We start from the raw sequence: 25,889 nt of genomic DNA, 5'->3' as shown, positions 1-25,889 counted from the left end.
CTCCGCACCGGAGGAAATGCGATAAGTACTGTCACCATTTTCCCACAATGCACTGGCACAGCGTTACAGGCAATTGTGAGTGGAGAGCATGGCAGACAAACAATTCGCACGAAGCGGGCCGGCTGAATTCGATGTATTGGCCGACGATGATCCGTTGGCCGAACTCGCCCGGATCGTCGGTTACGATGCGCGGCCGGCCGTTCAGCAGTTGCAGGAATTGCAGCGACATCAGGAGGCGGTGCGTCAAGACCCTGCCTTCGATCTCGAAGACGAGCTTCTGCGCGCATTCGACAGCTATGACGCGCCACGTACCGGGTCCGAGCCGCTGTCGCAGCGCGTGGATGAGCCACAGCAGGCTCTCGAAGAGCAGATCGACCAGCCGGTAGACGAGCCGCGTTTCGAACCGGCTGTAGAGCCGACTTTCGAGCCGGTGGCCGAAGTTGCGCCCGAGCCGGAGCAGGAAGAGCCCATCTTCCTCCAGCCGGCTCCGGTCGCGGTGACGCCCGAGCTTCCGGCGGCTGACGCCTTTGCCGAAGTCCAGTCGTTCCTGGAGACCCATTATGTCGAGACGGCGCCGAGCGCTGAACCGGCGATGGACGAGCCGAGCTTTGACCTGGAGCGCGAGCTCGAATTGTCTCTTGGCGAAGCGGACCTCCTTGTCGACGTCGCTGCCGATACGCCGGTTGCTGCTGCCGAACCGTCCGTCGATGCCTGGCAGGCGCCGGTCGATGACATTTCGGCGTCGTGGAGCGAGCCGGTCCGGGCGGCGGAACCCGTCGCTGCCTATGACGAGCCGAGCTTCGACCTTCCGGATTTCGATTTCGTTGCCGATGATCGTATCGACAACGAGCCGGCAGACGCTGGGCGTGGGCACGCGGTTTCCGACGCAGGCGCGAGCGTTGCGCCGCAGACCGCAGAAATCGAGCTTGCCGCGGATGACCTTCTGGCGGACGTCGAGCGCTTCCCGGTTCCGCCGGCAACCGCAGCCCTTGCTGCTGCCGTTCAATCCCATCCGGCCCTTCACACGAGTGCAGAGCCTGTCGTCGCTGCGCCGGCCGCCGTCGCCGCCGCGCCGGTCAAGAAGAGCCCCTATCCCTTTACCCCGACGTTCAGCCGGGCGACGCCTGTCGCATCTGCGACCGGCGCCAGCCAGCAGCGCGCCTTTGCCGGGCCGATCGTGTCGTCGGTCGCACCGGTTGCGGCTCCGGTCGCCATCGCTGCGACCGCAGTTGCAGAGCCCCCGGTTGCTGCGCCGTTGACCGATATGGCCCGGCCGGCATTGGAGCCTGAACACGAGCCGAGCTTTGACATCGAGAACTTCGAGATGGAGCTCTCCGATGTGTCTCTCGATCTCGATCTTTCGGACCTGAGCACCATTGAAGCGGCACCCGCCGTTGCCGAGCAGGCGCCGGCGCAGCCTGTTGTCGAGCCGACGATCGTGCCGCAGCAGCATATTGCTCCTCCGCAGGTCCAGCATTCGCAGGTCCAGCAACGGGAGCGCTACGAGGAAACCTTCGTGGCATCTGCTCCGGTGGAACTGCAGGAGACGCCGGTCGAAAGCACACTGCCGTTCGATCCTTCGATGATTTCGGAGGCCGAGAACGGCGTTGCTCCGATCGCCGAGATGGACGTGCCGCAACTGCCGGTGATCGAGACCGAAAAGCCCGCCGCCTATCCCGCGGACTACGATCTCGATATCGACGCCGAAATGGCCCAGCTCTTCGGGACGCCGGCTCCGGCCCCCGTGGCCAAGGCTGCCCGCGCGGTCGCGACGGAAAAGGTCGAAGCCGCCCGTCCTGCACCGGCGGCTGTTGGCGCCGGCGCGCTCGACGATTTCGATGAATTCGAAAAGGCGATGGAGGAAGACTTCCGCCGCTCCATGGTCGAACGCAAGACCGTGACGCGCGATGCGGAACGCCTCTCGGCTGCCCAGGCTCAGGACGATGCCGGCGAGTACCGCGAATACGGCACCGGTCGTCGCTCCCAGCGCATAATGCTTCTGGCAGCGAGCGTGGCCGGTGTGATCATCCTCGGCGGTGCTGGGGTCTACGCCTGGATGGGTGGTAGCGGCGCGGCAACGTCCGCCGAAGGCCCGAAGATCATCCTGGCCGACAAGTCGCCGGTCAAGGTCGTGCCTGAGGAGAAGGGCGGCAAGACCGTGCCAAATCAGGACAAGGCCGTGTACGACCGCGTGGCCGGCGCCCAGTCGGGCGCTCCGCAGCAGGAAGCCCTCGTGTCCTCGACCGAAGAGCCGATGGATGTGGTCCAGAAGACCTTGACGCCGGAATCCCTGCCGCTCGAAGGCAGCGACGACACCGAAGCCCTTCCGGGCCTGCCCAATGACGACGATGGAGACCGTCTGTTGCCCGATGGCGGCAATGCAGAGACCGCCGCCCAGGAAGAAGACAAGACGCCGGCTGTCGCACCGCGCAAGGTGCGCACCATGATCGTCAAGCCGGACGGCACCCTTGTTGCCCGTGAAGAGCCGGTCGCAGCACCCGCGACCGATGTCGCCGGAACAGCGCAGCCGCTGCCGGAAACGCCTTCGAACGCCGTTGCATCCGCCGCGGCGCAGGGTGGCGCAACCCTCGACGCTGCCGGCCAGGCCTCGGGCAATGTCGATCAGGTTGCCCTCGCGGCAACGGGCAACGCCAACATCGAACAGGTTCCTGTTCGCAGCGTCACGACGACGGCCGCAGCAGGTGGCGAAAAGGCGCCGACGCCACAATCGCGCCCCGTAGCCCAGGCAGCCAACACGGCGAGCCCGGCAGTCGAACAGGCGGCCGTCGCTCCGGAAACGCAGGCCGCTCAGCAGGTTGCGACCGCGTCGGTCCCATCAGGCAGCTACTTCATCCAGGTCGCGTCGCTGCCGTCTGAAGCCGAGGCGCAGAAGTCCTACAACAGCCTTTCCAACAAGTTTGGGAACGTCATCGGTGGCCGCGGCGTCGATATTCGCAAGGCGGAGATCGCCGGCAAGGGGACCTACTACCGCGTCCGCATCCCGGCCGGCTCGAAGGAAGAAGCCAACGCCCTCTGCTCGAAGTACAAGGGCGCCGGCGGAAGCTGCCTGGTTACCAAATAAGTCTCGCTTGAGATTGCAGTGACGAAGGGCGCGGCTGACAAGGCCGCGCCCTTTGCGTTTCAGGCGGTCATGGCTCAAAGCAGCTTGTGCATGAGTGCTGCGGCTTCGTCATTGTCGCTTCGCGCCCGGCGACGGCGGCTCTATGCTGTCTTCATGAGCGAATCAAAAGCATTTATCTCGGGCTGCAAGGGGCTTTCGCTGACGAGCGAGGAGCGCGCCTTCTTTGCCGCAGAGCGCCCCTGGGGCTTCATCCTGTTCGGTCGCAACATCGGCGAGGAAGAACAGATCTCGGATCTGGTCGCAGCGCTTCGCGACAGCATCGGTAATCCAAAGGCGCCCGTGCTCATCGATCAGGAAGGCGGCCGCGTGCAGCGCATCAAGCCGCCACTGGTTCAGCAGTACCCGAACGGGGCCGCGATCGGCGAGATCTACCGCCGCAATGCGGATCTGGGGCTGCGTGCGGCCTGGATGATGGGGCGCCTGCACGCGTTCGACCTGATGCGCTTCGGCATCACCGTCGATTGCCTGCCTGTGCTCGACGTGCCGGTTCCCGGCAGCCATGACGTCATTGGCAACCGCGCCTACGGTCATGACCCCGAAACTGTAACCGCGATCGGCCGCGCGATGGGCGAGGGGCTGAAGGCGGGCGGCATGCTGCCGGTCATGAAGCACATGCCGGGCCATGGCCGGACCTTCGTCGATTCGCACCACAACCTGCCTGTCGTCAGTGCTTCCTTCGACGAACTTGCGGCAAGCGATTTCCTGCCCTTCGTTGCGATGAAGGACCAGGTGATGGCGATGTCGGCGCACATGGTCTTCACCACGATCGATCCGGACAATCCGGCCACGACGTCGCCGAAGGTCGTGCGCGACATCATTCGCGGCCATATCGGTTTCGACGGCCTGTTGATGTCGGACGACGTTTCGATGAACGCGCTTGCCGGCGACATGAGCACCCGTGCGCGCAACATCATTGCCGCTGGACTTGATCTGGTCTTGCATTGTCATGGCATAATGGAGGAAATGAAGGCTGTCGCAGACGTCGTTCCGGTTCTCGCCGGCGAGAGCCTGCGTCGGGCAAAGGCAGCCGAGGCCGCTTTCCGCGCTGCTGACGATGCAGATGAAGTCGCCCTCAGGGCCGAGTTCAACGGCCTGTTCGCAACGGTTTAGGGCGGGGCAGCGGCCGCCGGGAAGGGATCGGACTGTCAGTGAGCAATGCGGGCGAAAGACAGGGCAAGCCTGCGTCCAAGGCGCCGATGGAGCCGCTGTGGCAGGACGAGACGAGCGAGCGCGGGCTGCACGAGGAAGCCCTTGTGGTCGATATTGCCGGCTTCGAGGGGCCGCTCGATCTGCTCCTGCATCTGGCCCGCAGCCAGCGTGTCGATCTTTCGCGGATTTCCGTTCTCGCGCTCGCGGAACAATATATCGCCTTCATCGAGCGCGCCCGCAGCATCCGCATAGAACTCGCCGCCGACTATCTCGTGATGGCGGCCTGGCTTGCCTACCTGAAGTCGCGGTTGTTGATCCCGCAGCAGGCCAAGGACGAAGGGCCTTCCGGTGAGGAGATGGCATCGGCGCTGGCCTTCCGGCTGAAACGGCTGGAAGCGATGCGAGAGGCGGCGACGCGGCTCATCAACCGCAACAGGCTCGGTCGGGACGTTTTCGTTCGCGGCGCGCCGGAGCATATCGTCGCCGAGAAGAATTCCGGCTTCGACGCCTCGCTTTATGATCTTCTGAGCGCCTATGCGAACCTGCGCCAGCGCCAGGCGGTTACGCAGGTGACGATCGAGAAGCGCCACGTCTGGTCGCTGTCGGATGCGCGGCTGATTCTCGCGCGCATGATCGGCGATCTCGATGACTGGACGGCGCTGGATCATTTTCTCGTCCGCTATATGACGACCCCCAAGGAACGGGCGACCGCCATCGCCAGCTCGTTTGCCGCATCGCTCGAGATGGTCCGCGAGGGCCGGCTGGAAATCCGCCAGGAAGAGGCCTTCGCGCCGATCTACCTGCGGCGCGGACCGAACCCGATCGATGCGCAAACGCTTGCCGACATGGAGGCAGCCCGTGGCTGAAGCCCAGAAGTACCTGCCGGGCGTACCGGACGAAGACGACGACATCGAAGAGGCGCTGCCGGATTCCCGCCTCGAGCAGGAAGCTGAGCGGATCGCCGAAGCCCTGATCTTTGCGTCGGCGCAACCGGTCTCCGAAGCCTATGTCGCAAGCCGGCTGCCGCGCGGCGCCGATGTCCACAGGATCATGTTGCGGCTGAAGGCGCTCTACGCCCCCCGCGGCGTCAATCTCGTCCAGGTGGCCGATCATTGGGCCTTCCGCACCGCGGCAGATCTCTCCTTTGTCGTGCAGACCGAGGAACAGGAGGTGCGCAAGCTCTCCCGCGCCGCGCTGGAGGTGCTTGCGATCATCGCCTATCACCAGCCTGTCACCCGCGCCGAGATCGAGGATATCAGGGGCGTTCAGACCTCGAAGGGCACGCTTGACGTCTTGATGGAAGCAGGGTGGGTCCGGTTTCGCGGGCGCCGGCGCACACCCGGGCGGCCGGTGACGTTCGGCACGACGCGCGACTTTCTCGATCACTTCGGACTTGAGGAACTGCGCGACCTGCCAGGCATCGAAGAGCTCAAAGGTGCAGGCCTGCTGTCGGGCCGTGTGCCGTCGAACCTCAATATCCCGGTTCCGATGGGCGATGACGAGCTTGCCGAGAACGAGGATCCCATTACCCAGCTGGACCTGGAGGAACTGGGGCTCTTGACACCGAAGGGCGAAGAGGCCGATTAGAAAACCTGATTAGGGATATCGGCTTTCCGTGGCGCGCCGGGCCTTGTGGCCGGCGCCACTGGTGTCAAGGAATGCAAGCGCATGGTTTCAGATCCGCAGGACGCTCCCGTCATGACAACGCGACGGACGGCGGGCGTATCCTTTGCGGCGAGCCTGACCTTCGACGATATCCATCACAGCTACCACGCCAAGGAAACGATCAAGGGCGTCAGTCTGGCGGCAAAGGCCGGGGAGGTCCTGTGCCTGCTCGGACCGTCCGGTTCCGGCAAGACGACCCTGTTGCGCATTGCCGCCGGCATCGAGCGACAGAGCGCCGGGCGCCTGATGCTCAACGGCCAGGAGATATCTGGCCCATCGGTCTTCCTTCCACCGGAAAAGCGCGGCGTTGGCCTGATGTTTCAGGATTTCGCGCTGTTTCCGCACATGACCATCCGCGACAACGTGCGTTTCGGCCTGACGGCGCTCCCCAAGAAGGAAGCCCTTGTCCAGGCGGACGCAGCCCTCGAACGTGTCGGCCTGTCGCATTACGCCGATCTTTATCCGCATGTGCTCTCCGGCGGTGAGCAGCAACGCGTGGCGCTGGCGCGCGCGCTCGCGCCGCGTCCGGCAGTGCTTTTGATGGATGAGCCGTTCTCGGGGCTCGATTCCCGCCTCAAGGATTCGATCCGCGCCGATACGCTTGCTATTCTGCGCGAAACGCGCGCGACCGCGATCGTCGTCACCCATGATGCGGAGGAAGCCATGCGCATGGCTGACCGCATCGCTCTTTTGAAAGATGGACGGCTGGTTCAGGTCGGCACCGCCGATGAGCTTTACCGTCAACCGAACGATCTCTTTGCAGCCGGTTTCTTTTCCGAGATCAATGTCTTCGAGGCGCAGGTGCGAAACGGTCGCGTCGAAACGCCGGTCGGAAGCGTGAGCGCGGGCACCCATGGGGAAGGGCAGCGCCTCTCGGTCGCGGTCCGCCTTTCCGGCGTGCGCGTCGGCGAACAGAAGGGCGATGTTCCCGCGCGCATCATCTCCCGCCGCTTCATCGGGGTCGTCGAACTGTTGGAACTCGCCGTCCCGCGTTGCGAAGAGGTGGTTCGCGCCCGTATCCGGGCAGACCAATTGCCGCAAGGATTGCGTGATGTAATGCTTTCAGTTAACGAGCGGGATATATTACTGTTTGAAAAAAACGGTTCCGCATCTTAGGTTCTGTCGCGACGAAAACGCGTGCCTGAGACGCGCCTGAAAATTGACATGTGAAAGAGCCTAAATCGGGGAAGGCTCAGAGGAGTAACAGCATGGGTTCCTTTAGCATTTGGCACTGGCTGATCGTTCTGGTCGTGGTGCTGCTCTTGTTCGGTCGCGGCAAGATCCCCGAACTGATGGGCGACGTTGCCAAGGGCATCAAGAACTTCAAGAAGGGCATGAGCGACGAGGAAGCGGCAGCTGCCGACAAGACGCTCGACGGCAAGACCGTTGACCACAAGTCGGACGAAGTTCGCTAACGCTCTAGCGCCGTTGGGGCCCGTCCGTTCTCGACGACGGATAGGCCTTCACGCGGCTTTGCAGGACATTTCGCATGCTTGATATCGGCTGGACCGAGCTCGTCGTCATCGCAATCGTTCTCATTGTCGTTGTCGGGCCGAAAGATCTTCCGCCGATGCTGCGGGCTTTTGGTCGCATGACCGCGAAGATGCGGGGCATGGCTTCCGAGTTCCGGCAGCAATTCGACGAGGCCCTGCGGGAAGCGGATCTCGACGAAGTGCGCAAGACGATCAGTGATGCGCAAAGTCTCAACCCGGCCAATGCGCTCCGGGATGCGATGAACCCGCTGCGCCAGATCGGCAACGACATCAAATCCGACCTGCAGAAAGCAGCGACGCCGGGGCAGCCGGCGGCAGCGGCCAGCGTGGAGCCGGTATCCGCGGTGGAACCGGTTGCAGCCGCGACCGCTGAGACAAAGCCGTCCGATCCGGTTGCAGCCGCAGCACTTGCGTCGGCCAACAGGCAGGTCGAGCGTGCGGAGGTGGCAGCCCAGCCGGCCGAAAAGCCGAAGCGCGCGCCAAAGGCCAAGGTCGAGACAGCACCCGCAGCCAAGAAATCGACCGCGCGGAAATCGACGGCTGTCACCTCTGCGGCTCCCAAGCCGGTGACGTCGAAGACTTCCGCAAAGGCGCCGGCAAAGCCGGCCGCGGAAAAGAACAAAGTGACGCCGGCCGCCGAACCGGCCCCAAAGGCGTCCAAGCCTCGCGCGACCACGCGCAAGAAAGGTGAAGCATGAGCGGCGATATCGAGGATCGGCCGCAGCCGCTGATCGAACATCTCATCGAATTGCGCAGGCGCCTGATCTGGGCCGTCGGTGCGTTCTTCGTGGCCTTCCTCGTCTGCTTCTACTTTGCCAAGGGGCTGTTCAACCTGCTTGTGCTGCCGTTCAAATGGGCGGTGGGCTGGGCCGGGCTGAACCACCGCAATGTCGAGCTGATCTATACCGCGCCGCAGGAGTTCTTCTTCACTCAGATCAAGGTGGCGATGTTCGGCGCCCTGGTCATCGCCTTTCCCGTAATTGCGGCACAGATCTACAAGTTCGTGGCACCCGGCCTCTACAAGAATGAGCGCGCGGCATTCCTGCCGTTCCTGATCGCCTCGCCGCTGCTGTTCCTGCTCGGCGGAGCTCTTGTCTATTTCTTCTTCACGCCGATGGTGATGTGGTTCTTCCTGGCGATGGAGCAGGGCGGCGGCGAAGGGCAGGTCGCGATCCAGCTCTTGCCGAAGGTCTCGGAGTATCTGAGCCTGATCATGTCGCTGGTCTTCGCCTTCGGCCTCGTCTTCCAGCTTCCCGTCATCACGACGCTGCTTGCGCGCGTCGGTTTCGTCACCTCTCAAGGGCTCGCCGAGAAACGCAAATACGCGATCGTGATCGCCTTCGTGGTTGCCGCCGTTCTGACGCCGCCCGACCCGGTTTCCCAGATCGGCCTTGCACTGCCCGCCATCCTTCTCTACGAAATTTCGATCTATACGGCGCGACTCATCGAGAGACAGCGAGCAGCGGATGCGCTCAAGGGCGAGGCTGCGGAGTCGCAGGAAGGATCTTCCGGAGAGGTCGGCCCCGCCAAGGGCTGAGCATTCGAGATTTCGCGCCGTGATTTGACCAACGCGTGGAACGACAATGCTTGATATCAAATGGATCCGTGAGAATGCCGAGATGCTGGACGCCGCCCTGGCGAAGCGGGGCGCGGAGCCTTTGTCGGCATCGCTGATCGCGCTCGACGAGCGCCGCCGCGCGGTTCTCCAGTCGTTGCAGGACATGCAGTCGCGCCGCAATGCCGCCTCCAAGGATATCGGTGCGGCGATGGCGCAGAAGAACGGCGAGCTTGCGGAAAAGCTGAAAGCCGAGGTGGCCGACCTCAAGAACGCCATGCCGGCGCTCGAAGACGAGAGCCGTACGCTTGAGGCGGAGCTCAACGACGCCTTGTCGCGGATCCCGAACGTGCCGCTCGAGGATGTACCGGTCGGCGAAGACGAGACCGGCAATGTCGTCACGCGTATCGTCGGGGCAAAGCCCGGCTGGAACCATCCGGCGCGCGAGCACTTCGAAATTGGCGAAGCGCTGGGGCTGATGGATTTCGAAGGTGCTGCCCGCATCTCCGGTTCGCGTTTCACCATCCTCAAGGGGCAATTGGCACGGCTTGAGCGCGCGCTTGGCCAATTCATGCTCGATCTCCACACGCAGGAGCATGGATACACCGAGGTGCAGCCGCCGCTTCTGGTGCGCGACGATGCGATGTACGGCACCGGACAGTTGCCGAAGTTTTCCGAGGACCTGTTCCGCACCACGGACGGACGCTGGCTGATCCCGACGGCCGAAGTGCCGCTCACCAACATCGTGCGCGAGCAGATCCTCGAGGGGGAAAAGCTGCCCTTGCGCTTCACCGCGCTGACGCCGTCTTTCCGTTCGGAAGCGGGCTCTGCCGGTCGCGATACGCGCGGCATGCTGCGCCAGCACCAGTTCAACAAGGTGGAACTGGTGTCGATCACCGACGCCGAAAGCTCGATCGACGAGCATGAGCGCATGACGGCCTGCGCCGAACAGGTGCTGAAGCGCCTTGGGCTGCATTACCGCTTGATGACGCTGTGCACCGGCGACATGGGTTTCGGTGCCCGCAAGACCTACGACCTCGAGGTCTGGCTGCCGGGGCAGGATACTTTCCGGGAAATCTCGTCCTGCTCCGTTTGCGGCGATTTCCAGGCGCGCCGGATGAACGCGCGTTATCGCACCAGGGAAGACAAGGGTACCCGTTTCGTTCACACTCTGAACGGCTCCGGTGTTGCCGTCGGTCGCGCGCTGATCGCTGTCATCGAGAACTATCTCAACGACGACGGCTCGGTGTCTGTGCCTGATGTGCTCGTGCCCTACATGGGTGGCCAGACGCGCATCGAAAAGGCGTCCTGAGCGGACGTCGGGGAAGGACAGCATCATGCGGATCCTGCTGACAAACGACGACGGCATTCATGCGGAAGGCCTGTCGGTGCTTGAACGTGTCGCACGCACCCTTTCGGACGATGTCTGGGTGGTCGCACCGGAGGCCGACCAGAGCGGTCTGGCGCATTCGCTGACGTTGTCGGAGCCGCTACGCCTGCGCCAGGTCGCAGAGAAGCGCTTCGCGCTCAGGGGGACGCCAACCGACTGCGTCATCATGGCAGTGCGCAAGGTGCTGGACCGCAAGCCGGATCTCGTGCTTTCGGGCGTCAACATCGGCGCCAACATGGCCGATGACGTGACCTATTCCGGCACCGTTGCCGGCGCCATCGAAGGCACCCTTCAGGGGATCCGTTCCATCGCGCTCAGCCAGGCGTACCATCATCAGGAGGGCAGGACTGTGCCCTGGGATGTGGTGGAGACACATGCGCCGGCGCTGATCCGCAAGCTGATGACGGTGGACCTGCCCGACGGAACCTTGCTGAACGTCAATTTCCCCAACTGTTCGGCGGACGCCGTCGATGGCACCGAGGTGACGTCGCAGGGCAAGCTCGACTTTGGCCTGTCGATCGACGAACGCACGGACGGGCGTGGCTTTCCCTACTTCTGGCTTCGTTTCGGCGAGCGTCACGGCGACTTCCGCTCCGGGACGGACATCCACGCGCTGCGCGAGAACCGTATATCCGTGACACCCTTGAAGCTCGACCTGACGGATTACAGTGTCCAGGACCGGTTGGCGCGGGCGCTCAGCGAAGGGGCCCTGTGAGTGAGCGCGCGTGTCACCGAACAGGAAGGCTTTGCCAAGATGGTGCTGAGGCTGCGCGCCGAGGGCATCGTCAACCATGAACTGCTGAAAGCGGTTGAACAGACGTCGCGCAGCCATTTCACGCCGCCGCAGTACCAGGCCGACGCCTATTCACAAAGGACGATCCCGCTCGATTGCGGCTCGTTCATGGAAGGCTACGATTTTGCCGTCCGCCTTCTGCACAGCCTCAACCTTAAGGCCGGCCAGCGCGTCCTTGAAGTCGGGACGGGCAGCGGCTTCACCGCGGCTGTGATGGGGCGCGTGGCCGAGCGCGTGCTGACGATCGACCGCTACCAGACCCTGGTGACAACGGCGCAGAAGAGCCTGGAGAAATCGGGTGTACGCAACGTCGTCGTCCGCCATGCCGATGGCAGTGCCGGCGTACCGGGCGAGGGCACGTTTGATCGCATCCTCATCACGGCCGCCTTCAACAGTCTGCCGCGCATGTTTTCCGATCACCTTGTTTCTGGCGGCACATTGCTTGTGCCGATCATGATGAGTGAAACCCTTTGCCGGGTCGTGCGCGTCAGCCGGACGGGCAGCCGCTTCGACCGTGAAGACCTGTTCGATGCGCCATATCTTGCGATCGTGCCGCAATTGGCATCGTTCCTGTAGCGTCCGAACCTCGGAAAACGCACGCCTTCGCGGCTCTTCGTATTAACGTTTCCTTAATCGCCTCCAGCCTCGCGCAAGCTTCGCGCCATACGCCTGCCTTGTACGGATCAGGTTCCGCCTGCGAGTCGTCGTTTTGTCGCGGCGTTGCAGGGCAGGGCGCCGTGAGGAAGACGGAGACGGCAACATGCAGATCGCAAACAGGCTGACGACTGCCGCATCGGGCGACGGGCTGAACAATCTTGCAGGACGCGGCGCTGCCCAGGCAAACGTAGCGGGCAAGGACGAGCAGGCCGTGCAGGCGCTTGCAGCGACGTTCTTCGATCCGACGCCGCGCATCGCACTTTCGGCCGATGCCTTGCTTTACCTCAGCCAGACGCGCAAGGCTTCCGAAGGGCAACCGCCGCTCACCCGCGACGAATGGAACAACCGTCTTTCCCCGCAACTGGCGTTGCGCGAATACCAGGCGTTTGGCAAGTACCTGGAAAGCGGCGACCATCAGGCCTACTACAAGAACTTCATCGACTATTACGACGGTTTACGTGCCGAAGACCGGGACAGCCTGCGCTATTTCGGGACACGCGAGGCGGCTGTCGCAGGCCTGCGTTCGCTCGAATACGAGCAGGCGAGCGGTGCGGACGCAGACGCTGCATTCCAGACCCTCGTGAGCGTACTGCTCGAGGAAGACAAGACCGCCCAATCCGAAACCCGCGTTGATCCGGCGGGCCGACAGATCTTTGCCTGGGACGTAACCAGCATCAGCTATGAGGACGACCCGACCGAACGGCGGTCGGTGTCCGAGATCGAGCGGCTCTATTCCGAACTGATATAGCGCCCCGTCGCGCGAAAGAGCGCAGCGGCTTTGCGAATGGATCATGCGCCAGGTCAATAGATGAAGGCGTGCCGAGGGTCGCAGACGGCCCATGCGGCTCAAGACCGCCGTCCGCGGGCTATGGTTAGCATTTGGTCAAATTCGTACTTTGGTGGTGCCGACCTTAACCGAGCGGTAACTCTAATACGCTTTAATCATCCCACATCGAGTTGCGTTCGGAGTGGGTAAGCGTCATGCGTAAGTTTGTATCTCCCGGGGTTGGAAAATCGACGATCCGCCTGTGCGTGGCGGTCCTGCTGGCAGGCGTCGCGACAGGCTGCAGTTCGGACGCCAGCCGGTTTGACGGCTTGTTTTCCCGGTCCGACAACATCACCACAAACTCAATTCCTAGAGATGCGACGCCGGTCCCGCGCGGCGACGTCTCCGTTGGCCAGATGGCGGCGCCAGCCGATACGCGCAACGGCGCCCTCGGTCAGCCTTACCCGGCCGCAAGCGGTCAGGGGGCCTATGATCCGGTAAACACCGCGTCGACGCCGGTGTCCAATGCCCGTGTTGCCTCCACACCGATCTCCGTGCAGCGCACGACGCTGGCCGATCCGAGTGCGGCAGCGCGCCAGCAGCCCCAGGCCCAGCCATTCCCGGCCACCCGCCAGCAGGCCGCACTTGCGACACAGCAGGCGCAGCCCGCAACGCTCAAGGAAACGGCAAGCAAGAGCGGCTGGACGACGCAGAACGCGCCGACCATCATGGTTCGCCCCGGTGATACGGTTGCGGTGCTTGCCACGCGCTTTGGTGTTCCCGAGAAGGAGATCCTGAAGGCCAACGGTCTGCAGTCGGCCTCGCAGGTCGAGACCGGCCAGCGCCTGGTCATCCCGACTTTCGGAAGCCCGAGCAGTGCTGCCAAGGCCGCAGCCACCAATTCGATCGCCGACCTCGACGGCAACAAGCGTCAGCCTTCGCCGTTGCCGACCGATCAGCGTGACGTCGCGATCCTTCCGGGCTCGACGCAGTCCCGCGCCAAGGGTGAGGGCAAGACCGATATGGTTGCCGGCAAGCCGGCGACGAATGGCGAAGGCGCCGGCGGCGGTTCGTATACCGTGAAGCCCGGCGACTCGTTGAACAGGATCGCCAAGGCGACCGGCGTGTCGGTGGCCGCGCTGAAGCAGGCCAATGGCCTGACGGCGGAATCGATCCGCGTCGGCCAGACGCTGACGCTGCCGGGCGCCACGGGTGCTGCTCCGGACCCGGTCAAGACCGCCTCGGTACCGGTGAAGAAAGCCGAAGAGGTAGCGTCGCTCGACAAGAACAAGCCGGCCGAGTACCAGGCGCCGGTTGCCAAGCAGAGCGTGACCGAAGTCGCCAGCAAGACGCCGGATGTCGATGAAGACTCGCCGAAGTCGACGGGCATCAGTAAGTATCGCTGGCCGGTGCGCGGTGCCGTTGTCGCCGGCTACGGCGCCAACGTCGACGGCAACCGCAACGACGGCATCAACATCTCGGTTCCCGAGGGCACGCCGATCAAGGCTGCCGAAAACGGTGTCGTCATCTACTCGGGCAGCAGCCTGAAGGAACTCGGCAACGCTGTTCTGGTCCGCCACGACGATGGCACGGTCACCGTCTACGGCAATGCATCCGAACTCAAGGTCCAGCGCGGTCAGAAGGTCCAGCGCGGCCAGACGCTCGCTGCGTCCGGCATGACCGGTCGCGCCAGCCAGCCGCAGGTTCACTTCGAGGTGCGCAAGAACGCCACCGCCGTCAATCCGGCGACGTTCCTCGAATAGTCGAGGCAACCGCCCTGGATAAACATCAAAACAGCCCCCGATGGTCCGGACCATCGGGGGCTGTTGCTTGATCACGGTGGTAATGGACGAGGACGCCTAGGCGTCGAGCCGATGGCGCAGGCGGCCGGCGAGGTCCTGGATGAACTGCCAGGCGACGCGGCCGGATCTTGCGCCGCGGGTGGTTGCCCATTCGAGCGCCTCGGCGTGCAACGTCTCGGCGTCGACCTTGAAGCCATAGTGCCGCGCATAGCCGTCGATCATGGCGAGATAGTCGTCCTGGCTGCACTTGTGGAAGCCGAGCCACAGCCCGAAACGATCGGACAGCGAGACCTTCTCCTCAACCGCCTCGGACGGATTGATCGCTGTCGATTGCTCGTTTTCCATCATGTGCCGTGGCAGCAGGTGACGCCGGTTCGAGGTGGCATAGAGCAGGACGTTTGTCGGGCGTCCCTCGACGCCGCCGTCAAGCACCGCCTTCAGCGATTTGTAGGACGTATCGTCGTGGTCGAAGGAGAGGTCGTCGCAAAAGACGATGATCGGCACGGGCGCGGTCTTCAGGATGTCCATCAGGGCGGGCAGGGTGGCGATGTCCTCACGGTGCACTTCGACCAGCTTGACCGCCACGCCCGTGTCGTGTGCGACCTGTGCGTGCACGGATTTGACCAGCGAGGACTTGCCCATGCCGCGCGCGCCCCAAAGAAGAACGTTGTTGGCCGGGAAGCCTTCGGCGAAGCGCAGGGTGTTGTCGAGGAGAATGTCGCGGACGTGGTCGACGCCGGTGATCAGCGAGAGTTCGATACGGTTCGGCCGTGCGACCGGCTGCAGGTGATGGTTGGCCGGAGCCCAGACGAAGCACTCGGCAGCACTCCAGTCGTTGGCGGCCGGCGGAGGGCCAGCCATGCGTTCGATCGCCGCGGAAAGCTTCTGCATTTCCTTGATGAGAACGTCGATCTTGGCTTCTGGCATCTGTCTCTCTCCACTACTTAATCAGAGGTTTGGCGGTGCGGGTCTGATTCGTTGCGCGCCCGCCCTGGTGTTTACCGTATCCGCTTGGCGGCCGTGCCCCGCCATAATCCCGGTAGCACGCAGGTTTGCGCTGGAAAAGGCCACCGAGGCTCGCGCGGGGGGTTCTCCTATTGTGCAATTTGTGTCAGAGGCACAGGAACGGGTACGGGTGCCCGCGGCTTTGCAGAGCGGCCGGGCGCCCCTATATTCCGGCCGATTTGGTGCGGAGGAACCGCCGATATTTGAACTCAAGGAGTGATCGATGTTCATTACCGAAGCTTTTGCGCAGACAGCCGGCGCCCCTTCCGCCGGTGGCGCGGACATTCTGATGTCCATCCTGCCTTTCCTGCTGATTTTTGTTGTTATGTATTTCCTGATCATCCGTCCGCAGCGCGCTCAGATGAAGCGCCGCGAGGAGCTCTTGAAGAACATCCGCCGTGGTGATCAGGTTGTCACCGGTGGCGGCATCGTCGGCAAGGTCACGAAGGTCGTCGACGACAGCGAACTTGAGGTCGAGATCGCCGAAGGTGTGAAGATCCGGGTTGTGCGCGGCGGCGTTTCGGAAGTTCGCGTCAAGGGCGAACCCGTCAAGGAATAAGGGACACGGGGCGCCACCACCGGCCGAGCAACAGGAGCGTTTGAGGCATGCGCAGATTACCGCCGTTGAAACGCATCCTGGTCTGGTTGGTGGCGCTTGTCGGCATCGCATTTGCGATGCCGAATATGCTGACCCGGGAGGGGGCGGGCGAATTGCCCTCTTTCCTGCCGCATCGCCAGGTGGCGCTTGGTCTCGATCTGCAGGGGGGCTCGCACTTCATGCTGCGCGCCGCGCGCAGCGATATCGCCGCGCAGCGCCTCGAAGCGGTGGCCAATGAAGTCGGCAAATCCCTGCGCGATGCCGATATCGCCTATATTGGCCTCGCAGGCGAAGGACAGGCGATCACGTTCCGGGTACGGGATCGCTCTCAGCTCGCAGCCGCGCGCGAGCGGCTGCGGCCGCTGACGGAGCCGGTCGAAGTCGCAGGCTTTGCTTCCGAGCCGGTTTCAGAGGTCGTTTTCGACAGCGCCGAACAGGATGAACTCGTCCGGCTGCGCCTGACGGACGAGGGCATCGATTACCGCCTGTCGCTGGCCCTTGCGCAATCGGTCGACGTGGTGGGCCGGCGTGTGGCCGAAGTGGGTGCCGTCGAGCCGCTGATCCAGCGTCGCGGCGACGACCGGTTGATCGTGCAGATCCCGGGGCTTGGCGATCCGCAGCGCTTGAAGGATCTGCTCAGCCAACGGGCAAACCTGACCTACCGCCTGGTCGATACATCTCTACCGGTGCAGCGCGCCGTCGATGGGCAACCTCCGGCCGGCACCGAAGTGCTCTATTCCTTTGACGATCCGCCGATCCCCTATCTTGTCGAAAAAGAGCCTGTGCTGGCGGCGGCGAACTTTCTGTCCGCACAAAGCGAGGCGGACCCCTCCGGAGAGACCGCCTCTGTGGCGCTGAAGATCGACGCCACCGGGCAACAGCGCGTGGCAGCCGCTTTGGCGCAGCAAGCCGACAAGGATGTCGCCATCGTTCTGGACGGTCAGGTCGTCCTGGCGCTCAAGCTTTCCGAGGCCGTTACCGGCGATACCGCGCGCATCGCTGCGGACCTTCCGGTCGAAGGCGCCGGGGACCTGGCGGCTCTCATTCGCACGGGCCCCCTTCCGACGCCGCTCACTTTCGTTGAAGAACGGACGGTTGGACCAGGCGTCGGCGACGATGCGATCGCCGACGGCCTCAAGGCCGGTCTTGTCGCGGCCGTCGCCGTCGCCGCCTCGATGATCTTCTTTTATGGCGTCTTCGGCGTCTTTGCAGTCATCGCGCTCGCGCTCAACATCATCCTGATCATCGCGGCGCTCTCGGCTTCGGGCGCCACGCTGACGCTACCGGGGATCGCCGGCATCATCCTGACGATCGGCGTCGCCGTCGACTCGAACGTGCTGATCTACGAACGCCTTCGCGAGGAGGTGCGCGGCGCCGAACCCTTGCGCCGCACGATCAACAACGCCTTTTCGCGCGTCTTCAGCAGCATTTTCGACGCCAATCTGACCATGCTGATCGCCAGCGCCATCCTGTTCTATCTCGGTTCGGGACCGGTGCGCGGCTTTGCGATCACCCTTGCGATCGGTAGCGTCACGACGCTCTTTACCGCCTATACGGTCACGCGCCTGATCGTGAAGCGCTGGCTCCGGCACTGGAAGTCCGAACGTCTGCCGAAAGGAATTCGGACCGGGCGTTTCAGCGACCTCGACGTGAGGTTCATGCGAATCCGCAACCCGGTCTTCATCCTCATGGCGGCCCTGTCGCTTGCCTCGGTGCTGCTGCTCGCTGGCATCGGCCTCAATTTCGGCGTGGATTTCAAGGGTGGATCGATCATCGAGCTGCATTCGAAATCCGGGCCTGTCGATACGGCCGATCTTCGCACCCGTCTCGACGAGCTGAATTTTGGCGAAGTCCAGGTCCAGCAGCTGGGGTCGGGCGAAGACGTGCTGGTTCGCGTGCCGTCGCAGGAAGCCGGGGACAATGCCGAGCAGACCGCGGCCGACGTCATCCGCTCGGAACTCGCCGACGAATACGAGTTCCGCCGCGTTGAAGTGGTCGGCCCGGTCGTCTCCGGCGAGCTGACGCGCGCCGGCACGCTGGGCCTTGCGTTCTCTTTCGTCGCCATCCTGCTCTATGTGTGGCTGCGGTTCGAGTGGCGCTTTGCCGTCGGCGCGATCATCGCCACGTTGCACGACGTCCTGTTGACGGTCGGCTTCCTCGTGCTGACAGGCATAGAGTTCAACCTCGGCAGCATCGCCGCGGTTCTAACGATCGTCGGTTACTCGCTCAACGACACAGTCGTCATCTATGACCGGATCCGCGAAAACCTCGGTCGCTACAGGCGCATGCCGCTGTCGGTGCTGATCGATACCTCGATCAACCAGACGCTGTCGCGCACGATCCTGACCGCGCTGACGACCATTCTGGCGCTGGCAGCACTCTATCTGTTCGGTGGCGGCCTCATTCGCTCGTTCAGCATCACCATGCTGTTCGGCGTCATCGTCGGAACGATTTCGTCCATTTATATCGCCGGACCGATCCTCATCCTCTTCAGGAAACGGACCGACCATATACCGGGTGGCGAGGATATGTCCGGCGCCGATCCGGATGCCGCCGGCGCCGCAAAAGGGACTGCTTGAAATGCCCAAGGGAATTGAAATGCGCGAGGCCCATTTTCCAGGCCGTGCCCCCATCGATGCCTATGGCAACGGCGGTTTTCGCTTCGCCGATATGTCGCACCGCGGCTCGATCCTGATGCTGCCGTCAGGGGTCTATGCCTGGGACGTTGCCGAAGGCGACGCCCTCGAGGTCGGCAAGTTTCAAAGGGTGATCGAAGAGGCGAAGGACATCGAGGTGCTGCTCGTCGGCACCGGTCTCGATATCCGCCCGCTGCCGGCCGACTTGAAGGCGGCGCTGCGCGCTGCCAACGTCTCCTCGGACCCCATGAGCACCGGGGCCGCGGTCCGGACCTACAATGTGATGCTGGCCGAATCGCGTGCCGTTGCCGTCGCGCTGATCGCGGTCTGATCGGCTCCGGGGAAGACGACGTGCAAGACAAGACCGCCCAGATCCTGGCCGACCTCAGGCAAACGGATCGCGACCGCTACCTCGCCTGCCTGCTGGCACCCGTCGACAAGCAACAGTCGCTTGCAGCCCTCTACGCGTTCAACTCGGAGATCGCCCGCATCCGCGACCTCGTGCGCGAGCCGCTTCCCGGCGAGATCCGCATGCAGTGGTGGCGTGACCTCATCGGTAACGATGGCGCAACCGGCGAGGGGCATCCGCTCGCGGAAGCCCTGCTTCAGTGCATTGGCGAGCATCGGCTGCCGCGTTCTGTGTTCGAAAACATGATCGACGCCCGCATCTTCGATCTTTACGACGACCCGATGGAGGATCGTTCGGCGCTCGAAGGTTATGCCGGCGAGACCGCGTCGGCGCTGATCCAGCTCTCCTGCCTGGTGCTCGACCCGAACACCGCGGCGACATCTGCGGAGGCGGCCGGTCATGGCGGCGTTGCGCAGACGATCGCTGGCCTCTTGATGCTGCTGCCGCTGCATCTGAGCCGGGGCCAGGTCTACCTGCCGGCGGAGTTGCTGAGCGCGACCGGGCTTGACCGGGAAACGCTGATTGCCGGCGAAAACAGCGATGCGATCAGCCGGGCCATCCGCGCCTTTGCCGGATTTGGCCGGGACCACCTCGCCAAGGCCCGTGCGCACGCGTCGACGATCTCGCAATCGAATTTCCCGGCCTTCGTGCCGCTGGCACTTGCCGAGCCGATCTTCGATCGCGCCGAGGCGGTGGGCGCCGGGCTGCTGCAAAAGCCGATCCGGCCCGCGCAATGGCGCCGCCAATGGTGGATGTGGCGCGCTGCACGAAGCAGGCGCTTCTAACGGGCCGATCCTGCCGGCCATCTCGCCGGCTCCTGGGGCGCGCCTGTGACGACGCCCTTGTGACGACGACACATTGGCACAAGCCTCGCGGCGTATAGAAGCGCCCTATCGGTGTCGTGCCGAGCAAAGGGAGCGCCCGCGGATGCTTTGGTTACTGCTCATCGCCGTCGTTGTTGCGGTCGGTGCATTCTACATGTGGATGAACGCGCGTGCCGAGCGGGACTGGGACAATCCCGATGCGGGTTCGGCGATGGTCGAATTCGGACGTGCATTTCCGGACGAGGCGATCCGCGCGCTGCATTCCACGGCTGACCGCAAGGCGATCTTCCTCAGGCTGCATGACGGCAAGGCCGGCTTCATCCAGTCGCACGGCACCCACTATGTCTGCCACGTGATCCAGCCGGGCAAGGTCCGGGTCAACAGTTCCGAAAGCGGTCGCGGCCTGATCGTGCACTTCCCCGATTTCGCTTACCTCGACAACGACTTCGAGTTTCAAAGTGCTGGAGAAGCCGCTGAAGTATCGCTCTGGCTGCTTGGCAGCTTCAATCCGAAATCGGAATTCCTGCCGCCGGCTGCAGAACCGTCGCAACCGGCCCAGGCGAGCGAGTAAGAGCAAGCCTCGGATCGAACGAAAAAGGCCCGCCCCGCGTTTGCGCGGGCGGGCCTTTTTGCTGTCGGTCAGGCGCTTGTCTTCAGCTGTTGCCGAGCCACGCGGCGCAATCGGCAAGCGCGCGCGCTGCCGTCGCCTGCTTCTTGGCCACCGCCTTCTCCTTGCCGCGGAAGCGCTTGGCGCCCTCGGGCTTGGTGATCGCGCCCGGCTCGAGCGGCGGGAACAGGCCGAAATTGACGTTCATCGGCTGAAACGACCGCTTGCCCGGCTCGTCGTCGGAAACGATGTGACCGCCGGTGATGTGGTTGAGCAGCGCACCGAAGGCCGTCGTTGCCGGCGGTGCGGCCAGCGTCTCGCCCTTGCGCTCGGCGGCGGCAAAACGGCCGGCGAGAAGGCCGATGCTGGCGCTCTCGACATAGCCTTCGCAGCCGGTGATCTGGCCGGCAAAGCGCAGGCCCGGGCGCGACTTCAGTGTCAGCGTTCCGTCAAGCAGCGTCGGCGAGTTGATGTAGGTGTTGCGGTGCAGACCGCCGAGGCGCGCGAACTCGGCATTCTCCAGGCCCGGGATCATGCGGAACACTTCGGCCTGCGCGCCGTACTTCAGCTTCGTCTGGAAGCCGACCATGTTGTAGAGCGTGCCGAGCGCGTTGTCCTGGCGCAACTGCACGACCGCGTAGGGCTTGACGGTGGGGTTATGGGCATTGGTGAGACCCATCGGCTTCATCGGGCCGTGGCGCAACGTCTCGCGACCACGCTCGGCCATCACCTCGATCGGCAGGCAGCCGTCGAAGTAGGGTGTTCCTTCCCATTCCTTGAAGCCGGTCTTGTCGCCGGCGACGAGAGCATCGACGAAGGCGTTGTACTGCTCCTCGGTCATCGGGCAGTTGATGTAGTCCTTGCCCGTTCCGCCGGGGCCGACCTTGTCGTAGCGGGACTGGAACCAGCAGACATCCATGTCGATCGTCTCGGTGTAGACGATCGGCGCGATGGCGTCGAAGAAGGCGAGCGCGTCGGCGCCGGTTTCCGAGCGAATGGCCTCGGCAAGGCCGGGCGCGGTCAGCGGTCCGGTCGCAATGACCGCCAGGTCCCACTCCTCAGGCGGCAGGCCGGTGATTTCTTCGCGCACCACCGTGATCAGCGGGTGCGCGGCGATCTGGGCGCTGACGGCCTCCGAAAAACCGTCGCGATCGACGGCGAGCGCGCCGCCGGCCGGAACCTGGTTGGCATCGGCCGATTTCATGATCAGCGAGCCGGCAAGACGCATTTCGGCGTGCAGCACGCCGACCGCGTTGCTGGTGGCGTCGTCCGAGCGGAAGGAGTTGGAACAGACGAGTTCGGCAAGGCCGTCGGTCTTGTGCGCGTCCGTGCCGCGCACGCCACGCATCTCGTGCAGGATGACCGGCACGCCGGCCTCGGCGATCTGCCAGGCGGCTTCCGATCCGGCAAGGCCGCCGCCAATGACGTGAATGGGGGAGTGGGAAGAGGTGTCTTTGCTCATGGCGGGCTTCCTATCACGGCTCGGCCCCCGGTTCCAACGCCTATAAACGAAAACGGCGCCTTGATGGCGCCGTCTTGGAAGTCTGGTGGTTCGATCCGATTAGCGGAAGGAACGTGCCGCAATGTTGCGGATGTCGTAGCGGGTGATGCCGATGTCGTTGAGAGCGTGGTTCGACAGGTTGCCGAGCTCGCTGACGGTGCGGCGGTAGTTGATCCAGCTTTTTGCGATGCGAATCGGGTTCATGGTCTTTTCCTCAAATCAGGTTGTCGCGACAGCCATCTGTCTGCGTCGTTGAGGTTCTTATACGCTTGTCTAACAAGAAGGTGGAGTGCAAAGAAAATGCAGCTGCTATGCATTTGTGCAGTGCATCGCCGTTTGAATGGGCAATCCTTACGCCCAGCCGCAAAAGGCGGCATCGATTAACAATTGATTAAAGTGCCGCGTGCTGCGGCTTAACCTGTTGCGAAACATAGGTTTCTGCGCGGCTCACCAGTCGGCCGGTACGGACCCGGTCGGTGGGAGGGATGGCTTGCCGGGGTGCCCGGCTACCAGGCGGGACCATCGCACTATCTCGCACTTGCGAAACGTCATCTGTGTCGACAGCCTATGCAGTGAGATACGACAAACGAAAACGCCCCCCGGCGTGTGCCGGAGGGCGTTTTACTGGAGGTCGGCTATGCCCGGAGGCAATGCCTGAATTACTTGATCGCCTGACGTGCGACGTAGGGAATGTCGCTGCGACCGATGCCGAGGTCGCTCAGCTCACGGTCGCTCATGCGGCCGAGTTCGTTGCAGGTCTGACGATACTTGCGCCAATTGTTGAAAGAACGTGCGAGGTTCATGATCCTATCCTTTCTAGGGTCGTGTGCCAGCGCTCATCTCTCTTGCTGGCCGTCATCTGATGGTCTGGAATATAATCGTTTTGAGCAGAAGTTACAGAGACAATGCTGCATCGCACCCATGCAGGGTTTGCAAGCCTTGAAGGCTCGATGTCCGCCCCTTGAAGGCTCGATGTCCGCCGCGAAACAGTGCTGGCGCGGCATTTGTGCGTCTGGCAGCCAAGAGTGCATTCGGGAAAAGGTGGGTCGGAAAAACAAACAACGCCCGCTGGGGGAGGAGATCCAGCGAGCGTTGTTTTATCCTGATCGGCAACCGGGAGGAGGAGTGTCGCCGATCCAAATCGAGGGGCGCTGGGAGGAGGAGTGCGCCGCCCCGATCGATGAATTGAATATAGTATGCAGGCCGATTGAAGGGTAGCGCGGATCCCGAATGGCACCCATGCGCAAAGTGCATGGCTCCAGGTGTCGATCGCTGCAGATTGCATGAATATTGTGCAGCGCCGTGCCGCGTCTCGGAAATGTAGCGAAGGGAGGGCTGAAAAGAACAACGCCCGCTGGGGGAGGAGGTCCAGCGGGCGTCGTTTAGGGTGATTGGCAACTGGGAGGAGGAGTGTTGCCAATCTGATCGGAGGAGCGCTGGGAGGAGGAGTGCGCCCATCCGAATTCTCTCAGGCTTTCGCCCGGGCCTTCCCAGTTTCCTGGGGCGGTTGGCCAGTTCCGCTGGCGATCGCCCGGCTTGCCGCCGTGTTCGCCTTTGATGATCTGAATATAGGGCCTTTAAATCGATTTGTGCAGTGCAATATCCGCATGGAAGATATGCACGTCGCGCAAGCCGCTTGCCAGTCCCATCGGCACGACCAGAAGCCGCGATAGGGCGATTGTCTTTCCGCGCCGATACATGATTAGGTGGGGGCAAGGCTTGGTCATTTCAAGCACAGGATTCTCAAGACTTGGGGGCAGGATGTACCGGGCGCGTCTCGAGCGAGACTTCAAGGGTTGGATCGACAAGGGATTGCTGCCGGAAAGTGCGGCGCGCGCCATGCTGGCGGAATACGATGGCCGGGAATCGACATTTCGCGCCGGCCGGGTCCTGCTCGTTCTGGCGGCCTTGTTGCTGTCGGCTTCCATATTGCTGCTCGTCGCGGCCAATTGGGAAGCGCTGCCGCGGCTGGCGCGGGTGGTCGGCATCATTGCACTGGTCTGGGGATTGCATTTCGCAGCCGCGTGGCTGGCACGCGCCGGCCGCAGCGGGCTTGCCGCAAGTGCGCTTGTCATTGGCTCGGCGTCGTTCGGTGGCGGCATCGCCCTGATCGGGCAGATGTACCACCTGTCCGGCGATGCGGCTGATGCGGCGCTGCTTTGGTTTGCCGGCGCCGCGCTATCGGCCGTCGCCTTTCGTTCGGCGACGATGACGGCCGCCGCCGGTGGACTTGCGTGGTTCTATTTCGGAACGGTGCTGACCGAAAGCAACTTCAATCTGGCTTCTGACTGGCGATTGTGGTCGGTGCCGGCGCTGGCGATCCTCGTCGTTCTCCTGGTTCGCTTCACCGATGCGGGCAGGGCGCGGCATCTCGCCTACCTGCTCGTACTTGCCTGGCTCTCGTGGCTTTACGTCGACAGCCCGTCGCTGGCCTTTGCGGGCGGGCTTGCGGCATCGGGCCTTGCAGCCTTTCTGGCGGCCGCCATGCCGGGCTCGCCGCTGCGACCATTGGCTATGGAAGCCGGCTCGGCGCCGGCATTCTATTCCTTCGCGCTCGCCCTTCTGGGTTTTGCCGCCCTGCAGTACGAAGCGGTCGGGCTGACGACGGAGATCGTGACAGGCGCATGCACGCTGCTGGTTGCCCTTCTGGGCATAGCGGTCGCAGGCGCGCAGAACGGTGCGGTGCGCTACCTCGGCTATGTCGCCTTCGCAGGCGAGCTTCTCTATCTCGCCTTCGAAACCCTCGGGTCGATGCTCGGCACATCGGGCTTCTTCCTGATTTCGGGGCTGGTGGTCGCCGGCATCGCCTGGCTGGTGATCCGTATCGAGGGGCACATGGCACGCGCACGCCGCACGGAGGCTTCGCAATGAGTGGCGAAACGCAAAAGAGCCGCTGGCTCAACCCGCTTCTGGCGGCGCTCCTCGTTGCGGGCGCCCAGACGGCGGCACTCGGCTACATGATCGAGAGCAGGGCCTCGATTTTGCGGAGCGGCCGCGAGGTGTTGCTGAAAACCGTGCCGGTCGATCCGCGTGATCTGCTGCGGGGCGACTATGTGATCCTCAGCTACGACATATCGAGGATAGAGCCGGAACTGTTTACGGGCGGCTTTCCGGCGGAAGAGAAGGAGGCTCAGATCTACGTCCGGCTGGAACAGCAGCTCGACGGTTTCTGGACGGTGACGCAAGCCGCCTTTCAGCCGCTGGCAGCGGCGGGCGACACCGTCGTTCTTCGTTCGCTGCCATTTGTCTATTACCCTTCAACTCCGCCGGCGCCGGTCAATGTCGAGTATGGCATCGAACGCTTCTATGTGCCGGAAGGCGAGGGGCGGACGCTTGAAGAGGCGCGCAACGCCGAGGCGCTCTCCGTCGACGTGCGCGTCGATGCCGGCGGCAAGGCCCAGATCCGCGAGATCGCGGTCAATGGGAGCCCGGTCTATGAAGAGCCACTCTATTGAGAGTGTCGGGTGTTCTGTGATCCGCCGTGGAATTCCGCATTTTCCCTTTGATCCCGTCAAAACGAGTGATATAGAGACGCCGCGCTCGGGAAAGTCCTGAACTTTCAGCATGCCCATTCTATCCGCGGTTTCCGTTGGTTGGTCTTGCGGGAATACGAACAGGCGGTGCGATTGTCTGAACGCGGGTATGGTGAAATTGGTAGACACGCCAGATTTAGGTTCTGGTGCCGCAAGGCGTGGGAGTTCAAGTCTCTCTACCCGCACCAGATCAGCAATCGTGCCCAAAGTCCGGATTCTGCAGGGATGAAGGGGGCTGGAGTGCCATTTTGCTTGCAAAACGGTTACGGAATTGCGTAAAGCCACTCCCGGCAAATGGATCGGCTCACGTGCTCGCCAGACCTTTCGAAGGGGAAGAGCACAGTCAACGTGAAATGAAGGTTTG

Annotated in this window: 24 protein-coding genes and 1 tRNA gene; 21 read left to right on the top strand and 4 right to left on the bottom strand. The window is 63.3% G+C overall.

Annotation, left to right across the window (positions count from 1 at the left end; genetic code table 11):
- Positions 1–88 precede the first annotated feature (88 nt).
- The 13 genes from VGO12_RS24815 (at position 89) to VGO12_RS24755 (ending at position 14,373) form a co-directional block, all read left to right on the top strand.
- On the top strand, positions 89–3,082 hold the full coding sequence (locus VGO12_RS24815) for an SPOR domain-containing protein (RefSeq protein WP_327515389.1): 2,994 nt from the start codon (positions 89–91) through the stop codon (positions 3,080–3,082).
- A gap of 153 nt (positions 3,083–3,235) precedes the next feature.
- Entirely contained in the window at positions 3,236–4,252 is a 1,017-nt protein-coding gene (nagZ, locus tag VGO12_RS24810) for a beta-N-acetylhexosaminidase (protein WP_327515388.1), read from the top strand.
- A gap of 86 nt (positions 4,253–4,338) precedes the next feature.
- Positions 4,339–5,157 (top strand): ScpA family protein, encoded by an 819-nt coding sequence (locus tag VGO12_RS24805; protein ID WP_327515390.1) that lies wholly within the window; start codon positions 4,339–4,341, stop codon positions 5,155–5,157.
- Positions 5,150–5,878, top strand: coding sequence for an SMC-Scp complex subunit ScpB (scpB, locus tag VGO12_RS24800; RefSeq protein WP_327515387.1), 729 nt, complete (start codon positions 5,150–5,152; stop codon positions 5,876–5,878). The genes VGO12_RS24805 and scpB overlap by 8 nt, the downstream gene beginning before the upstream one ends.
- An 81-nt stretch (positions 5,879–5,959) precedes the next feature.
- Positions 5,960–7,072, top strand: coding sequence for an ABC transporter ATP-binding protein (locus VGO12_RS24795; RefSeq protein ID WP_327515386.1), 1,113 nt, complete (start codon positions 5,960–5,962; stop codon positions 7,070–7,072).
- A 92-nt stretch (positions 7,073–7,164) separates the two neighbouring features.
- Complete coding sequence (locus tag VGO12_RS24790; RefSeq protein WP_327498763.1) at positions 7,165–7,371, top strand: twin-arginine translocase TatA/TatE family subunit; 207 nt, start codon at positions 7,165–7,167, stop codon at positions 7,369–7,371.
- 74 nt (positions 7,372–7,445) lie between these two features.
- Positions 7,446–8,147 (top strand): Sec-independent protein translocase protein TatB, encoded by a 702-nt coding sequence (tatB, locus tag VGO12_RS24785; protein WP_327515385.1) that lies wholly within the window; start codon positions 7,446–7,448, stop codon positions 8,145–8,147.
- Positions 8,144–8,986, top strand: coding sequence for a twin-arginine translocase subunit TatC (gene tatC, locus VGO12_RS24780; RefSeq protein ID WP_327515384.1), 843 nt, complete (start codon positions 8,144–8,146; stop codon positions 8,984–8,986). The genes tatB and tatC overlap by 4 nt, the downstream gene beginning before the upstream one ends.
- Positions 8,987–9,032: 46 nt before the next feature.
- Complete coding sequence (gene serS / locus VGO12_RS24775) at positions 9,033–10,316, top strand: serine--tRNA ligase (protein WP_327515383.1); 1,284 nt, start codon at positions 9,033–9,035, stop codon at positions 10,314–10,316.
- A 25-nt stretch (positions 10,317–10,341) separates the two neighbouring features.
- Positions 10,342–11,109 (top strand): 5'/3'-nucleotidase SurE, encoded by a 768-nt coding sequence (gene surE, locus VGO12_RS24770; protein ID WP_327515382.1) that lies wholly within the window; start codon positions 10,342–10,344, stop codon positions 11,107–11,109.
- Positions 11,110–11,763, top strand: a complete 654-nt coding sequence (locus VGO12_RS24765; protein WP_327515381.1) for a protein-L-isoaspartate(D-aspartate) O-methyltransferase — start codon at positions 11,110–11,112, stop codon at positions 11,761–11,763.
- A 184-nt stretch (positions 11,764–11,947) separates the two neighbouring features.
- Positions 11,948–12,592: a biotin biosynthesis protein BioC gene (locus VGO12_RS24760; RefSeq protein WP_327515380.1), complete on the top strand. Its 645-nt coding sequence runs from the start codon at positions 11,948–11,950 to the stop codon at positions 12,590–12,592.
- Positions 12,593–12,825: 233 nt separating this feature from the next.
- The gene (locus tag VGO12_RS24755) at positions 12,826–14,373 is read left to right on the top strand and encodes a peptidoglycan DD-metalloendopeptidase family protein (RefSeq protein ID WP_327515379.1); all 1,548 of its coding nucleotides are present in this window, start codon (positions 12,826–12,828) and stop codon (positions 14,371–14,373) included.
- A 96-nt stretch (positions 14,374–14,469) separates the two neighbouring features.
- Here VGO12_RS24755 and VGO12_RS24750 read toward each other — a convergent pair whose 3' ends face one another.
- Entirely contained in the window at positions 14,470–15,339 is an 870-nt protein-coding gene (locus VGO12_RS24750) for an ATP-binding protein (protein ID WP_327515378.1), read from the bottom strand.
- Positions 15,340–15,640: 301 nt separating this feature from the next.
- Here VGO12_RS24750 and yajC point away from each other — a divergent pair, with 301 nt between their 5' ends.
- From yajC to VGO12_RS24725, 5 genes are all read left to right on the top strand, one after another.
- A complete protein-coding gene (gene yajC, locus VGO12_RS24745) occupies positions 15,641–15,976 on the top strand; it encodes a preprotein translocase subunit YajC (protein WP_065777914.1) in 336 nt (111 codons plus the stop codon).
- 47 nt (positions 15,977–16,023) lie between these two features.
- Complete coding sequence (gene secDF, locus VGO12_RS24740) at positions 16,024–18,594, top strand: protein translocase subunit SecDF (RefSeq protein WP_327515377.1); 2,571 nt, start codon at positions 16,024–16,026, stop codon at positions 18,592–18,594.
- A gap of 1 nt (position 18,595) precedes the next feature.
- Positions 18,596–18,982 carry an Mth938-like domain-containing protein gene (locus VGO12_RS24735; RefSeq protein ID WP_327515376.1) on the top strand — a complete coding sequence of 129 codons (387 nt, stop codon included), beginning with the start codon at positions 18,596–18,598 and terminating at the stop codon, positions 18,980–18,982.
- A gap of 20 nt (positions 18,983–19,002) precedes the next feature.
- The gene (locus VGO12_RS24730; RefSeq protein WP_327515375.1) at positions 19,003–19,845 is read left to right on the top strand and encodes a phytoene/squalene synthase family protein; all 843 of its coding nucleotides are present in this window, start codon (positions 19,003–19,005) and stop codon (positions 19,843–19,845) included.
- Between the two features lie 142 nt (positions 19,846–19,987).
- A complete protein-coding gene (locus VGO12_RS24725; RefSeq protein WP_327515374.1) occupies positions 19,988–20,455 on the top strand; it encodes a hypothetical protein in 468 nt (155 codons plus the stop codon).
- An 82-nt stretch (positions 20,456–20,537) separates the two neighbouring features.
- Here VGO12_RS24725 and trmFO read toward each other — a convergent pair whose 3' ends face one another.
- From trmFO to VGO12_RS24710, 3 genes are all read right to left on the bottom strand, one after another.
- Positions 20,538–21,953, bottom strand: coding sequence for a methylenetetrahydrofolate--tRNA-(uracil(54)-C(5))-methyltransferase (FADH(2)-oxidizing) TrmFO (gene trmFO / locus VGO12_RS24720; RefSeq protein ID WP_327515373.1), 1,416 nt, complete (start codon positions 21,951–21,953; stop codon positions 20,538–20,540).
- A gap of 99 nt (positions 21,954–22,052) precedes the next feature.
- Positions 22,053–22,196: a DUF1127 domain-containing protein gene (locus VGO12_RS24715; RefSeq protein WP_064816989.1), complete on the bottom strand. Its 144-nt coding sequence runs from the start codon at positions 22,194–22,196 to the stop codon at positions 22,053–22,055.
- Positions 22,197–22,651: 455 nt separating this feature from the next.
- Positions 22,652–22,795, bottom strand: coding sequence for a DUF1127 domain-containing protein (locus VGO12_RS24710; RefSeq protein WP_327498749.1), 144 nt, complete (start codon positions 22,793–22,795; stop codon positions 22,652–22,654).
- 958 nt (positions 22,796–23,753) lie between these two features.
- On the opposite strand from VGO12_RS24710, the gene VGO12_RS24705 reads away from it, so the two are divergent.
- From VGO12_RS24705 to VGO12_RS24695, 3 genes are all read left to right on the top strand, one after another.
- Positions 23,754–24,863, top strand: a complete 1,110-nt coding sequence (locus tag VGO12_RS24705) for a DUF2157 domain-containing protein (RefSeq protein WP_327515372.1) — start codon at positions 23,754–23,756, stop codon at positions 24,861–24,863.
- Positions 24,860–25,447: a GDYXXLXY domain-containing protein gene (locus tag VGO12_RS24700; protein ID WP_327515371.1), complete on the top strand. Its 588-nt coding sequence runs from the start codon at positions 24,860–24,862 to the stop codon at positions 25,445–25,447. The genes VGO12_RS24705 and VGO12_RS24700 overlap by 4 nt, the downstream gene beginning before the upstream one ends.
- Before the next feature lie 181 nt (positions 25,448–25,628).
- Positions 25,629–25,713, top strand: a tRNA-Leu gene (locus VGO12_RS24695).
- Positions 25,714–25,889: the final 176 nt, after the last annotated feature.

Origin of the sequence: Ensifer sp., assembly GCF_035999135.1 — a bacterium.
Taxonomy (GTDB): Bacteria; Pseudomonadota; Alphaproteobacteria; order Rhizobiales; family Rhizobiaceae; genus Ensifer.
The sequence above is the reverse complement of the archived record's forward strand: the minus strand, read 5'-3'. Positions and strand labels throughout refer to the sequence as shown.

Coding starts and splice junctions, on each gene's coding strand:
- VGO12_RS24815 (WP_327515389.1), top strand. CDS start 89: ATGGCAGACAAACAATTCGCACGAAGCGGGCCGGCTGAATTCGATGTA.
- nagZ (WP_327515388.1), top strand. CDS start 3,236: ATGAGCGAATCAAAAGCATTTATCTCGGGCTGCAAGGGGCTTTCGCTG.
- VGO12_RS24805 (WP_327515390.1), top strand. CDS start 4,339: ATGGAGCCGCTGTGGCAGGACGAGACGAGCGAGCGCGGGCTGCACGAG.
- VGO12_RS24795 (WP_327515386.1), top strand. CDS start 5,960: ATGGTTTCAGATCCGCAGGACGCTCCCGTCATGACAACGCGACGGACG.
- VGO12_RS24790 (WP_327498763.1), top strand. CDS start 7,165: ATGGGTTCCTTTAGCATTTGGCACTGGCTGATCGTTCTGGTCGTGGTG.
- tatB (WP_327515385.1), top strand. CDS start 7,446: ATGCTTGATATCGGCTGGACCGAGCTCGTCGTCATCGCAATCGTTCTC.
- tatC (WP_327515384.1), top strand. CDS start 8,144: ATGAGCGGCGATATCGAGGATCGGCCGCAGCCGCTGATCGAACATCTC.
- serS (WP_327515383.1), top strand. CDS start 9,033: ATGCTTGATATCAAATGGATCCGTGAGAATGCCGAGATGCTGGACGCC.
- surE (WP_327515382.1), top strand. CDS start 10,342: ATGCGGATCCTGCTGACAAACGACGACGGCATTCATGCGGAAGGCCTG.
- VGO12_RS24760 (WP_327515380.1), top strand. CDS start 11,948: ATGCAGATCGCAAACAGGCTGACGACTGCCGCATCGGGCGACGGGCTG.
- VGO12_RS24755 (WP_327515379.1), top strand. CDS start 12,826: ATGCGTAAGTTTGTATCTCCCGGGGTTGGAAAATCGACGATCCGCCTG.
- VGO12_RS24750 (WP_327515378.1), bottom strand. CDS start 15,339: ATGCCAGAAGCCAAGATCGACGTTCTCATCAAGGAAATGCAGAAGCTT.
- yajC (WP_065777914.1), top strand. CDS start 15,641: ATGTTCATTACCGAAGCTTTTGCGCAGACAGCCGGCGCCCCTTCCGCC.
- secDF (WP_327515377.1), top strand. CDS start 16,024: ATGCGCAGATTACCGCCGTTGAAACGCATCCTGGTCTGGTTGGTGGCG.
- VGO12_RS24735 (WP_327515376.1), top strand. CDS start 18,596: ATGCCCAAGGGAATTGAAATGCGCGAGGCCCATTTTCCAGGCCGTGCC.
- VGO12_RS24725 (WP_327515374.1), top strand. CDS start 19,988: ATGCTTTGGTTACTGCTCATCGCCGTCGTTGTTGCGGTCGGTGCATTC.
- trmFO (WP_327515373.1), bottom strand. CDS start 21,953: ATGAGCAAAGACACCTCTTCCCACTCCCCCATTCACGTCATTGGCGGC.
- VGO12_RS24715 (WP_064816989.1), bottom strand. CDS start 22,196: ATGAACCCGATTCGCATCGCAAAAAGCTGGATCAACTACCGCCGCACC.
- VGO12_RS24710 (WP_327498749.1), bottom strand. CDS start 22,795: ATGAACCTCGCACGTTCTTTCAACAATTGGCGCAAGTATCGTCAGACC.
- VGO12_RS24705 (WP_327515372.1), top strand. CDS start 23,754: ATGTACCGGGCGCGTCTCGAGCGAGACTTCAAGGGTTGGATCGACAAG.
- VGO12_RS24700 (WP_327515371.1), top strand. CDS start 24,860: ATGAGTGGCGAAACGCAAAAGAGCCGCTGGCTCAACCCGCTTCTGGCG.